The following is a 13,372-nucleotide window of genomic DNA, read 5'->3' as shown; positions in this document are numbered from 1 at the left end:
TCATGTCTAATGAAGAAACAGAAAAAAGTATTACTTTTATTATGTCGGCTTCTAATTTTGGGTTTTTCCGCCCTACTAATTTCCGACTAGTTTCTACTCTTTTGCATTCAACACTTCCAGTCATTGTGGATAAAACATACATTATTGAAAATGAGTTAACTCTGACTGGTGTTCTTTTACAAGTTATGATTGCATGAACTAGTGTCATCAGAGTATACCCATCTCCTTGATCGTGACAGCTCTTATCTTTTCATCAATCAACTAGTTAAAAAAACTAAACTTGTAATCAGCTTTTTCATCCATTCATAAAAAAAGAACCAAGAATGTAAGACCTTGGTTCTTTTAACTCACACCCTATATGATTTACATTTACTAGATTAAAGTACGGTGGAGAGGAGGTAAACCTCTATATAAAAAGGGGATCAAAAATGGCTTTTACAGTTTGTCATTCAGTAAAGGTAGCTAGATTCTCTAAAGTGGACCGTAAACCCGTGTCGTGATCTTCCTTACGAATACCTTCAGGTACGTTCTCACAAATAATCGTGACCTTTGTGCCTTCCGAAATGGATTCTAAGAGCCATGTCTGTTTCATCTCACCTAAAAATTCTTGATCATCGGAATGGAATTTTACTGATTGAACAATTCGCTTGTTCGGAACCAACTCTAAAAACTTCACTTGGGACACATCGGTGTTTTCTGATGTCTTGCCAGGGTTCGAGTGATCCATTTCGTACGTGAGGGTCAATCGATACGTTCCGCCTTCGCGAGGATCAAACATGTCAATATGACCCGACATCCCTTCCGGTGGAAGCCACGAAACGAGTGCTTCTGCATGCAAGAATGACTGATAAATGGTTTGTGGTGATGCCACTATTATTCTTGAAGCAGAATCTGTTCTCCTGTTACCTGACACATGAGCCATAATAAAATCCTCCTTATTTTGTTCCTTGCCTTTACTCGATCAACTTTCAATTAGTGTTAGCCTTTTTCCGCGTATCTTTCCTCTAATTTATTTCTATGTACTGTAAAAACATCCTCTAAAGAGATATTATATTTATTAGCAATGACTGCTATATTGCCTAAAACATCCCCTAGTTCTTCAGTAAGAGCCACCTTATTTTGTTGATAATCTCCTCTTTCCTCTTCCGGTCTATCTCTACCAATTTCAAGAGCTCTAATTGCTCTAGCTACTTCTCCAGTTTCTTCAGATAGAAAACCAATTCGAATAAAAATATCTAAATCGTGCCAGCCTCGTTCTTCATAATAAGTTTGAATCCAATTTTGAAACTCTTCACTCGTCATATCCATCCCCCATATCAATATGTAGTATCAACAAAGCTAATGTTAACACTATATGGAGTTACGTTACACAATAAAGTGTTAAATTTTTCATTTAACATAGTTCTCTAATCCAATTATCTTGGAGTAAGTAGAAAATCAATCTGAAGAGCTGACATTAATAGAGAATAAACATCAAACTGTTACTTAAGACATCTGTGACATTACGATTTTCTTATGAATTTCCCATTTACGAACCTCCTTGAAACGTTAGCATAGCTATGAGGAAACCTATTCCTCATAGCTTTTTTAACTACTTTTCTTCATAAGGGAGATGTCACAGGGTAGAGACATGTTCCAGCACCTAATTGTAGAGTAAAGTGCGATTCTTTTCTATACAACACCCCGAGCGAATGGGCAAGATGGGATTCTTATACCAACAACAAAATTTGTGCAATCCTTTTACTCTTTACTACTTTTCCAAGTCGTATAAGCGACTGTAACAACTGCTGCAGCCAAGTATACTAACCATCCAGGATGCCAGGCATCCCAAATAAAACCGATGGCCAAAAAAACAACCGTTGCCAATGGCCACATGACCGCATGAATCCACTCATGTTTAGTTGATTCCTCATATTCTTTATATTCCTTTAGATATTCTTTATTGTGGGTAACCAACCGCTCCCCGTCCATTGCAGAACCAGCAATAATAAACAAATACACAGCAAAGGCCCATATTAACGGCATTAATGCTAAGAGGGGATCTCTGTTTGCATGACTTGTGTCGCTAGCTAAAAAAGGTATCCCAAAACTTAATATGATGATGACAATTCCGGTGACAATTAAGAGTCCAAACTTTTTACGATTAGCCAAGCTTTTCTGTTTAAACTGTTGAATAAACGAATCATCAAAAATTAATGGTTGTGTTTCGAGTTCTTCATATGCTTTCACACTTAATCCTTGCCATACCAAGATAGCCACTCCACTAGCAATCACTACGATAAACAACACATAGCTAAACGCATGTTGAAAATACATCGGTAATAAGACCGAAGCTATAAGAATCGCCACTCCAGTCGCGATTTTCTTAGCGCCCTGCCTCTTATTTAGAAGATAGGCTTCTACGACTTCCTGACTGGCATAGTAACCTTCTTCCGTTCCTTGTTCTCCAAGAGATTGATCTTCCTCCTTTAATAGGTAATCCAGGGAAACGTGAAATAACCTACTCATCTTCACCAGTTTTTCTGTTTCTGGAAACCCTTGACCATTCTCCCATTTACTGATTGCCTGTCTCGAGACTTGAAGCTTTTCAGCAAATTCCTCTTGAGACCATCCTTTTTGGGCTCTCAATTTTTTTAGTTTTTGATAAAATTCCATTCTCCTCACCTCATTCTTATCGTAATCCAATGACCACTTTCCCTCTACCTACCAGCGGTTGCAACCGCGCCATTCCTGGTTGCACTTTTCATTTTTTGCGTGGCATCGCCGTTTTTTGGGTTGCTATTGCTCATTCGTTCCATTCAGCGACCTTATGCATTTAAGGAAGTAAAGCTTTTTTATTCCTCTAACGGTATAATTAGATAACGATACAGAATGATCTGAAAGGAGAGAGATAAAGTGAAAAAATTTCATAAAAATCTTTTTAAGCAATTAAAGACTTACCGAGAAGAGACTCTAACTAGTTTAAACAGTGTAAGTGCAGAAGAGGCTGACATCGTACCAAATGGCTTTCATAATAATATTAGATGGAATTTGGGGCATCTTTACCTCGATCAATATGTGTGGATCGAGACATTAATAAAGGAAAAAATACCCTATCCACATGCTTATCATAAATGGTTTGGTTATGGGACAAATCCAAGTCATTTTTCTACTGAAACCCCTTCCTACCAAGAACTAAAAGAATTGCTTCGTTCGCAGCCAGATTTGATCATGGAAATGTATAAAGATCGTCTAGAAGACATTCATCCGCCTATTGAAATGGGCATGCAAACCATTGAACAAGTTTTAATTCGAACTATTTTTCATGAAGGAATACACTTTCAAACGATTCATACCATTTCCAAACACATTTAATTGAACTACTTGGTGGTCTTAAACGCCATCACACTATGTTTAATGGTAGACGTCAATTCTTTACAATTAGAGAGTAGCTTAAAGGACTCTTCTTGTTAAGCAAAATTAGCAGTCCAAAAAATATAGCACAACAAGAACAGACTTAAGAATAAAACACTATAAGATTTCCACGTAATCTCCATCTGAAATCCTCCCAGTGTTACGTTACTTCTAGTATATTCATTGGCACGATTAAACTTAACAGTAAAACAATAAGACTTCATCTATCCTTCTTAAATACGTCAAAAACCAATAAAAAGAGGCTGGGACGTAACTAAAAGTAGTATTTGAAAAGACGAATAGTCTAAAATATGCTAAGTAGCACCGCTACAGGAGAATCCTTCGCTTTCCGGGGACACGGCCTCAGCCTCCTTCGTGGAAAACCGCCACTCCAGAGTCTTCAGACACGTGCTGATCCCCCAAGAGTCTTCGGATTCTCCTTCTGCTAATTTTCATATAAAACAAACGACGAACGTTCCTATTTCCAGGAATGTTCGTCATTTTGGTCTGTCTATCTACTTTTGCCCCAGCCTCGTTAACGTAACGCTTCTTCTTAAACAAAATGGGCCTCGGTCGTTCTTTAAACTCGTACTAGTGGTGATGGAATAAACCCAATTTTTTTCATATAGTTAAAATACGTGCATAACAACTTCTTGTCCATTACCGGAAAGATCAGCCCGCTCTCGCTAAGAGCCTTTTCCACATTGTTCGAATGGTACGTGGGCATATTTTCATAAAGCTCAAAGGCTGTCTTCCCATTATAAAGCTCTTCAGAGAGAAGTGTAAGAAATGGTGTCAAAGCATTATCGCTAGAATTCTTTGTTTCCTCGATAAGTTGCTGAACCCAGTCTTTATAAGGAACCACCTTAAGCGAATAGCCGAGTGTGGTATTCATTTCTGCAAAGAAATCTTCAAGATCCATACTATCTGTCGGCGGCGTTAGATGGTATGCTTTTCCAAAGTTAGTTGGATCGAGACAAATTTCTCGTACCGCTTTGGCCACAAAATCTACAGGTACAAATTCTTTTCTTTGTCTAGGTAAATGAGGATAAGTCCCTAATTGGATGCAACCTTTGATCATTCGAGCAACGTAATCTTCGGTGTTATTTACACCTGTATGACTATCACCCATGATAAAGCCTGGACGAAACACCGTCATAGGAATACCCCTTTTGTTTGCTTCCCACATTACGCTTTCAGCAACCCATTTGCTTTGCGAATAACCCATGTCTTTATAAACAAACGGTTCACTTATCTCCAAACGACTATCCTCTTTTAATTCTTTAACATCCGTAAAATAACCAATCGGACCAAATACAGAAATCGTTGATACATAATGAACCGGTTTGAGAGATGAGGTGCATGCAAGTTCAAGGATCATTTGTGTACCAGTTACGTTTGCACTTTTGTGCAAATCGTAAGCTTGAACATAGTTTACTTTTGCCCCATTATGATAAATGACGTCAATGGTTTTCGCTAATTGATCGAATTCCTCTCGGGTTAGCCCGAACATTGGTCGATCTAAGTGACCAGGAATCGGTTTAATCTTCGGCTCATACGCATCAGACCAAATATGATACTTTTCCATATTCTGTTTAATGCGTCGAAGACCTTCTGCTACACTAGATGCACGAACTAGACAGTAAATATTCGCTTCCTCATCATGCTCCAGAAATTCTTTGATTAAAAATGCCCCTAAAAATCCAGTTGCTCCTGTTAAGAAGATGGCTTTTTGTTTATAGAATGAAGGGCTGAATGTAGTTGATGGTGAAATGCGTTCTTCTAATTGAATCTCATTGGCTAAATTTACTGTAGTAAAATCGGTTTCTGTAGATTGATTCTTTAGGAAGCTAGCTAGCTTGAAAATGGTGGAATACTTATACAACGCGCTTGACGGTAAGAAAGTGTCTAGTGCTTCTTTCATACGAATTATCGCTCGAGCTGCAAGAAGAGAGTTTCCTCCAAGTTCAAAAAAATCATCGTCCACGCCGACCTGATCGACTTGTAATAGATCTTGCCATATGTGTACCAGCTGTTGCTCCCTTTCTGTTTGTGGCGCTTTATAAGGCACGCCAAAGTTGGGACGAGTGAACAGTGTATTCGACAATGCCGCGCGATCTACTTTCCCATTAGTTGTTAAGGGTAAGCTATCTAGTATGACATAATTAGAGGGGATCATATATTCAGGTAATTTTTGCTTTAGATAGGCTGTTAAATTTTTAAGGTGAAAGGTTTTTTGATTCAACGGGACAAGATAGGACACGAGACGTTTATCTCCTGGCGTATTTTCTTGAATACTAACGGAACAATGCTTAATCTCATCATTTAGTATAATGTGATTTTCGATCTCATTAAGCTCTATTCGAAAACCACGAATTTTAACTTGATGATCCATCCTACCTAAATACTCAATAGTTCCATCTGGAAGCTTACGTACGAGATCCCCTGTTCTATAAAAACGCTCACGATTCAAGTAAATAAACATTTCTTTTGTGACATCCTCACGATTCCAATAACCACTCGCAAGACCGAGACCGCCTAGAAGAAGTTCACCAATTTGACCATCATCGACAATGTTCAACTCCTCATTTACGATTATCATGGAGGTTCCATTGAGAACCTTACCAATCGGAATGCTCGTATCGAAATTGGTTCGATTCGTCAATTCAAATGCCGTACTAAAGACACAGTTTTCCGTTGGACCATAAGCATTAAAAACCCGAGTATTTGGCAATCGTTCCACAGCTTTTTTGGCAATGGTAGGCGACATCACTTCCCCACCACTGATTAAATATTTAACATCGATTAAATCGTCTATCCTTTCATCAACCATGAGGTTAAACAAGCCTGTGGTTAAAAACAGAATCGATACATTGTGATCACGTACCACCTTAGCAACACTTTCCGGTGTAATTGGTTCCGGGTTACTAATGGCTAACTTCGCACCATTTAATAAAGCCCCCCATATCTCAAAGGTGGCTGCATCAAAAGAAGTGGACGCAAAGTGACCGACGGTTTGCTGGTGATCAATTTGAAAATAATTTGTTTCTTTCACTAGTCGTATAATAGCTTGATGTGGGATCGCTACACCCTTTGGTGTTCCAGTCGATCCAGAAGTGTACATAATATAAGCCAAATCAAGTGGTTCAACGTTCATAGCTGGAGGAGTTGCTTTTATTAAATCAATTTGACTTGCTTCTTGATCAAGTAAGATGGTAGCTATTTGAAGGTAAGGCATTTGGGCTAGAGTGGTAGATGTCGTGATAAGAGTCGTGACGCATGAATCACCGATCATATATTCAATACGTTCTTGAGGGTATTTTGAATCAATAGGGACATAAACACAACCAATCTTGATTGTAGCTACTATCGCTACAATCAGTTGAGGCGATCGATCTAGGGACAGTCCGATTAATTGACCCTTCTTCACACCTTGATCCAGAAGATAATTGGCGAGACGATTACTAGCTTGATCTAGCTCTCCATACGTCATGTGCGAATGACCAAACGTTAACGCGATATCCTCTGGTCTTTCGTCTACCTGCATTGAGAAAATTTCCTTTAGACTGCGCTGCATCATAAAATAGCTCCTTTTTGTTTTTAACATACACGTTCCCAAAGATACTGCATCTCATTGCTTCTATTTGTACCTTTTAACAAGTATACCTTTCAATATGCTAGACCGATATTGGGAAATGTGTCATTTACCGATGGCGCAAAGGAACAGGAAGTGAGTCAGGTAGACGAATTATAAATGTGTGAGCGAGACCTTTTCTATGGCACCATCTTCTATTTCATATACAGCAGCTCCCATCAAGGGATTCGAATGAATATCAATAAACGCGTATTTCTTTCTATTATGAGAATAAAAAGTGTTACTAGAAGCCAAACAGATGTCTCTCATCTCATCAATTCGAAACAACCCTAGCTTAATTATGCTTTCTTTCTTAACCCACAACTTGTATAAGGTAGAGCTGATTTCATCCCCATCTGCTAAAGAAATCGCTTCCCTCTCCAATGGGGACAAGAATGAGTCTCCGAATGCTCTATCCAATGATGCCATTTTCTCAATATCAATGCCTACTGGTTTATGAGCTGAAATACTTGCCACATAACCACTCGTATGTGACCAAGAGACAAACGTCGTTGCAGGGTGCATCACTTCTGGTTTGCCATGATTCCCACCACAAGTGGCACAATGCTGAGTCAATTCTATTTCATGAATCGCTACACCCGTAAGATGGTGTATACAGTAACGAGCAAGTAAATGAGCGGCTAGGTAATCACTCTGATCATTAGGAAACCGGAATCGATTGTAGTTTTCCATTTCCTCTTGATTCAGTCTTATATCCATCCCACTTAAATTGTTTATGACATTTTCTGTCTTTCCATACACGATCGATATTGTCATATGTTCTCCTTTGATTGGTGTGTGTGCCGTTCAAATTAAAATGAAACAAATTGTCTAACGCTTTCTTTGAGCCTTTTTTCGGTTCATTTTTATCCATATAAATATTATCAACCAAAAAGCTATTCCTAACGATAAAAAGACTATCGGAAATGGATTTCCATCAAAAAAGTAATACATCCCAATACCAATAAGAATGTATAGAATCAGTAACACTACGTACTTTCCCCAATGACCAGGCATCGTCACCATTCCCTTTAAAAATTGTCTTTAGAATCACTTACCCTGATATAAAAAGTTTATTCAGAATTTACGAATATGGATTAGTTCTATTTCTCAAAGAATAAGTAACTTAATAAGTATACTGAACGATTTAGCCAGAGTGGTACAAGCAATTCATGAGTTTCACGGGGAAAATCAGATATGAATCAATCTTGATCGGTTTACGGCTCATTTTGAGCTTTTTACATTTTATAAAAGAGGCTGGGACATAACGAAAAGTAGTATTTGAAAAGACGAATAGTCTAAAATATGCTAAGTAGCACCGCTACAGGAGAATCCTTTACTTTCCGGGGACACGGCCTCAGCCTCCTCCGTGGAAAACCGCCACTCCAGAGTCTTCAGACACGTGCTGATCCCCCAGGAGTCTTCGGATTCTCCTTCCGTTAATTTTCATATAAAAGAAACGACAAACGTTCTTATTTTCAATGTTCGTCATTTTGGTCTGTCTATCTACTTTTGTCCCAGCCTCAGTATTTATATCCATATTTTGCTTAGCTATGTGTTGACTGAGAATCACATCAATCTGGTCACATGTATCTGGAACCGTAATCGAAATCATGAAATTTCTATCAACCAGATATGAGTGAGACTAACGTAGGTTAAGTAAGCAGTTGTGCCTTTTCGTTATACTTCTCAATAATGGAGATAGTACTATCTGCCACGTTACTTCCCAGAGATCCATATAAGTCCTTATCACCGATGACGTAAAATTCCTCTTTCGCACGAGTTGCTGCCACATTCATAATATTGGCTTCAGAAACGGCCCAACTAGCTGCACCACTACTTGTAGAATCTGCCCCTAGCACAAAGTAAACAACCTTTGCTTCTTTCCCTTGAAACGTATGTACTGTCCCAACATTGACTGGTTTTCCGTTTTCTCTTTTTGTAAAATCAATGTCATCTAACACACGTGCCACTTTAAAAGCAACGTTTCTAAATGGCGTGATGACATAGATGTCTTCAGCTAAATCCGGGTTATCTTGCAAACGATTCGTAATTAGCTTTTTAAGTAAGAGAGCTTGTTCTTTCACATACTTGTCAACGGCATTTCCTGTTGAATCAAACCAATCTGATTTCCCCTGTGCGGCATCCCCTTCTTTACCTTGAACCATTAGGTTGTTATACGAGATTTTATTTGAAATGGTAAACATCGGGTAGTTCGACCGTCGATGCACCCAAAGAGGGATACCAATCCATTCTTCTTCGTCTTTTTGAAAGCCAAACTGACTCGTTGCATCAACAAGCGTTTGAGTCGATGCATCAGCGGAGACAAAGGTTTCATCTACTTTGTAATGCCTCCCTATCAAACTCAAAACAGGCGAATCTAAAGTTAATACAGGCTTGATTTGCGATGGGTCTCCAACGACCATCACCTTTTTACTTCTTAAGATGGCCCCGACACTCGCTTGCGGCAGTGCTTGGCCCGCCTCATCTATAAATAAATTCCCGATTGTGTTTTCATTCAAATGTTTAAACATCCGACCAAAACTAGCAAATGTTGTGCTAATGACAGGGATCGTGAAGTTGATCCATTGCCACGACTCAGCAAGTATTAGAAGCCCATTTTCTTTTGCAATATAATCAGACTGCTTTTGCCAAATCATCCTCGCCTTCTTTACATTCTTTCTGTTTTCATAAAGAAATTGTTTCCGTACTTTTAGCGCTGAAATAAAGAGCTCTGATTGTAAGGTACGGAAATGATCAGAAAACCATGGGTTGGATTTTTGGAGTTGATCATAGGAGAGTGAAAAATCAAGTACCTTCCTATCACTTTTCACCAAATCTTCTCTCAAGGCTGTTATTTGCTGCTCTAAATTTCGCAAAATCGTTTGTTCAGTACTAATCCATTGATTGAATTCAGCCTGTGATTCTTCAATCCGTTTCACTGCGCTCTTTACTCTTTTTTCATAATTATGTAGTTGCTTCTCCAACTTCGACTGCGTCTTTTTTAAGTCTGTTTGCTGTTGAGTCATCTGATTCAGTTTGTCATTTGCGCTTGTAAGCTCTTTCATGTATTCGTTCATTTCCGGCACCTTTAACAGTTTTTTCACCCAGAAAAGGCTCGGCTTTTTTGCGCTAATGACATCATAATTCCTTTCAGCTTGAGCTTGTACATTCTTTAGATCTTCGAGTTCGATAGATGTGCTATCATGTTCCTTTTTAAGATGAGCCATTTCCTGTTCGACTCTTTCCACGTCGTCTCTCTCTCTTTTTTTAACGGAGGCTAAGGCTTCATGCTTCTGCTTTTCTTTTTCATTAAAAGCAGCGCGCTGCTCAGTATAGTCAATGGTTACCTTTTGAAAAAGAGATACCTTTTCACTGAATTGTTGTATCGTTTCTCTTTCTTTTTTTAATCGCTCAGTAAGACGCATAAATTCCTTATAGGCACCTTCATTCGTTTGGTAGTCATCTTCTAAATTTTTCTCAATTGATTCGATATGTAAGAGAACGTTATTCATATTTTTTGAGGCGCCACCCTCCAATGAAAAGGTCCCCCAATTCTCATCTTCTACATGTTCAAGGGTAAGAGCACGATTCTTTCCAACCCCTTCCACCTTTACTTTAGAGTTGGATAATTGCTTAAAATAATCGGCCTCAGCAAGCTGATTTTGAAATTCTTCTGAGATTTGCTCGTTCTTCGGCAATTCTCTAACAATATTTTGAACCGCACCGTTATTTGAACTGGCAACAACGATATTCTTCTCAGAAATAATGTGTGGCAAAACACCCAATTTCGCATTTTTCCAGTACGTCAAGCTACCGTCTATACGTTTTGTAGATAAAGCGACGATTTCCGATGCTTGCTGCACAACTAAATCCGCAAAAATATCTTTTAATAAGGTGGTCTTGCCTGTACCTGGTGGCCCATTTACACTACGAATGGAATTACGATCATTAGAGGCGAGATTAACCGCAACCTGCTGCATAAAGGACAACGCAAACTTTGGATTACTCGGGAAACGTCCAAGAGGATAAAATTTAGGCTTTAAAATACTCTCAAAAACACATGGATTAAAATGAGGGGACTCTTTATTGCTGTCAAGATTCTGGCGAGATCCTACAAACCCATTAAAATAGCGATCCAAGTTCTCATTCGACTTTTTCTTTGCCTTATTCAAATCCTCTATAAAAAACGAATGGAGATTAGGATCACTGTTCATAACATTGTTCACGAATTGATAACGAAACTGTTCCTTAGACACCACGTATTTTGTAAAAAGTTCCTTCATGGTTTGATTAAAGTCTTCTTCAAATCTCTTTTTCAAATCCTCTTTAAAATTATCTTCAAACCCGGTGAAGTTTTTAGGGAATTTCTTGTATTGTTGAACATAGCCACTCATTGTAAAGAATAACTCGTCTTCTTTGAAATTGAGTTCGTTATCAAAGCTTAATAAGAAGGTGAACTTGTCAGATTTACTCACCTCTTCATACGATTTTTCAATCTTAAATTGACTCCTCAACAATTCAATTACTTCTTCAAAATTGAAAATGCCAAAATAAAGTACGAGACCCGATTTCTTAAAACCCTTGTCAGTAATGTTTCGTTCTACTTTTTGCTTTTCTAAAAAGCGTAAGAAAAAGCTATGCCAGTCTTCTTCTTGAGTACGTAATGGCACTAAAGAAGAATCTTTTTTATTAATAGAACCTTCCGACAGCTGTTCGACCATGATCCATGCATCTAAAATATCATTTCTTTTATTCATGTGTCCCCCTGAATGTATGTATCTGTTCACTACTTTTCCACAACCTGATTCGTGATGCAGGCAACCATACATTTTAGCCGCATCAATAGGAGTAGATCTCTTGAAAATTTTAACATAATCTTGGAGTTTTGGCAGAACGATAAACTTCGTACAACTTGCTATAGTCTATAACCTTATCTATTCTCTCCGATGAGGCAAAATCGGGTTCTTATTATTTCCAACCTTTTTTCATGTTGGCAAATAGTTTAATTTCCACAATTTGTATAGTAAATATGGTAAAGTGATCCTAGTTGGATACTACTAAGCAAAGAGGGTGTATAACATGCACGAGGAGAAAATCCCTTCATCGAAGGTGGGTGCTAAAATTGTAGAATGGTATAGTTGTATTTTATCAAGCTCCTATGAAGACGCAACCATCCTCAAACATGAAGTGACGCAAATGCTCAAGAAAATGGAAGACGATGATAAAATCCTAGCCTATTATTCGCTTGTCAATTATCGACATGAGAATATGCTAGACGGAAATAACAAGAGCGTGTCGCTAGAGGATACGTTTCAGTATGTTGAAACGCAAATGGATCATTACTTAAAGTATTTGTACTATTTCGTCAGTGGTCAAGATGAATTTAATAACCATAAATACCGAACTGCCGTTAAGATGTTTAGAAAGGCCGAAAGATTGTTGGAATATGTACAAGACGATGCAGAAGAAGCTGAATTTTTAGGCTATATGGGCTATGCGTACTATAGAATAAATCAATATCTCCTTTCATTATCGTATCTAGAACAAGCAGAAACAGTGTTTAGGCGTTTAAACCTTACTAAGAAAGCAATTAATAATAAGCAGGTGATGGGTGCGATTTATGTAGAATTAAGACAGTATGACAAAGGTGATCAAATTTTAATTGAAGCTCTCAATGAGAGCACCTATGCTACAACGACAGGAATTATATTAAGAGCACTTGGTCTTAGCCAGTTCTCACAAAAGAACTATCTGTCAGCGCTTCATTATTTTAAAAGGGCTTTAGAGATTGAAGAACATGCAAACTCTATTTATGGAATGAACACTTTGGCGGAAATGGCTCATGCTCAATTTAAGCTTGGCGATAAGAGCAACGCACTTATTCATTTAGAAAAAGCGAAAGCAAGCGCACAGTTTTACAATGATCTAGAGTGTAAAGCTAGGTGCAAGTATATGGATGGTCTTTATCATGCACATAAAATTTCATTGGTTGATGAAGTCTTAGACGAATTACTTAACGCTGAACTGTATTTTGAAGTGTGTGAATTGGCTGAAGAATTAATTGACATTTTTGAAAAAAAGGGCGATGATGATAGCGTAATAAAGTACTTTAAGATCGCCTACAAAGCAAAGTTAAACCAAAACATGATTGGGGATGGTCAAGAATGAAAAAGTATCTTTTCGCTTTTATTGCAGTAACCTTATTTACGTCTACAGCGTTTTCTATTCACTCCGATGATCATCATGCTATTGAACCATTTGGTAAGACTGGTTACGATCAAACATAAAATTCCTCTACCGCCTCAAAACTAAGGTATCCTTTGTTTTGAGGCATTTTTCTTA

General features: G+C 38.1%; 10 protein-coding genes. 4 read left to right on the top strand and 6 right to left on the bottom strand.

The genetic code is table 11. The features are described 5' to 3' along the window. Positions 1-2 precede the first annotated feature (2 nt). The gene (locus E2L03_RS20365) at positions 3-197 is read left to right on the top strand and encodes a hypothetical protein (RefSeq protein WP_166740245.1); all 195 of its coding nucleotides are present in this window, start codon (positions 3-5) and stop codon (positions 195-197) included. A gap of 248 nt (positions 198-445) precedes the next feature. Here E2L03_RS20365 and E2L03_RS08660 read toward each other — a convergent pair whose 3' ends face one another. The 3 genes from E2L03_RS08660 to E2L03_RS08650 form a co-directional block, all read right to left on the bottom strand. Beyond that, a complete protein-coding gene (locus tag E2L03_RS08660) occupies positions 446-922 on the bottom strand; it encodes an SRPBCC domain-containing protein (protein WP_134258961.1) in 477 nt (158 codons plus the stop codon). Positions 923-978: 56 nt separating this feature from the next. After that, the gene (locus tag E2L03_RS08655) at positions 979-1,302 is read right to left on the bottom strand and encodes a MazG nucleotide pyrophosphohydrolase domain-containing protein (protein ID WP_035398778.1); all 324 of its coding nucleotides are present in this window, start codon (positions 1,300-1,302) and stop codon (positions 979-981) included. A 438-nt stretch (positions 1,303-1,740) separates the two neighbouring features. Beyond that, positions 1,741-2,655: a helix-turn-helix domain-containing protein gene (locus E2L03_RS08650; RefSeq protein ID WP_038476748.1), complete on the bottom strand. Its 915-nt coding sequence runs from the start codon at positions 2,653-2,655 to the stop codon at positions 1,741-1,743. Between the two features lie 240 nt (positions 2,656-2,895). On the opposite strand from E2L03_RS08650, the gene E2L03_RS08645 reads away from it, so the two are divergent. Next, positions 2,896-3,354, top strand: coding sequence for a DinB family protein (locus tag E2L03_RS08645; protein ID WP_134258960.1), 459 nt, complete (start codon positions 2,896-2,898; stop codon positions 3,352-3,354). A gap of 619 nt (positions 3,355-3,973) precedes the next feature. Here E2L03_RS08645 and E2L03_RS08640 read toward each other — a convergent pair. From E2L03_RS08640 to E2L03_RS08630, 3 genes are all read right to left on the bottom strand, one after another. Next, on the bottom strand, positions 3,974-6,973 hold the full coding sequence (locus E2L03_RS08640) for an amino acid adenylation domain-containing protein (RefSeq protein ID WP_166740244.1): 3,000 nt from the start codon (positions 6,971-6,973) through the stop codon (positions 3,974-3,976). A gap of 168 nt (positions 6,974-7,141) precedes the next feature. After that, positions 7,142-7,804: a 4'-phosphopantetheinyl transferase family protein gene (locus E2L03_RS08635; protein WP_134258958.1), complete on the bottom strand. Its 663-nt coding sequence runs from the start codon at positions 7,802-7,804 to the stop codon at positions 7,142-7,144. An 878-nt stretch (positions 7,805-8,682) separates the two neighbouring features. Continuing rightward, positions 8,683-11,787, bottom strand: a complete 3,105-nt coding sequence (locus tag E2L03_RS08630) for a DEAD/DEAH box helicase (protein WP_134258957.1) — start codon at positions 11,785-11,787, stop codon at positions 8,683-8,685. 322 nt (positions 11,788-12,109) lie between these two features. Here E2L03_RS08630 and E2L03_RS08625 point away from each other — a divergent pair, with 322 nt between their 5' ends. Continuing rightward, positions 12,110-13,198 (top strand): response regulator aspartate phosphatase, encoded by a 1,089-nt coding sequence (locus E2L03_RS08625; protein ID WP_134258956.1) that lies wholly within the window; start codon positions 12,110-12,112, stop codon positions 13,196-13,198. Beyond that, on the top strand, positions 13,195-13,317 hold the full coding sequence (locus tag E2L03_RS20840) for a hypothetical protein (protein ID WP_276338646.1): 123 nt from the start codon (positions 13,195-13,197) through the stop codon (positions 13,315-13,317). The genes E2L03_RS08625 and E2L03_RS20840 overlap by 4 nt, the downstream gene beginning before the upstream one ends. Positions 13,318-13,372 lie beyond the last annotated feature (55 nt).

The organism is Shouchella oshimensis, assembly GCF_004375095.1.
In the GTDB taxonomy this organism is placed as follows: Bacteria; Bacillota; Bacilli; order Bacillales; family Bacillaceae_D; genus Shouchella; species Shouchella oshimensis.
The sequence above is the reverse complement of the archived record's forward strand: the minus strand, read 5'-3'. Positions and strand labels throughout refer to the sequence as shown.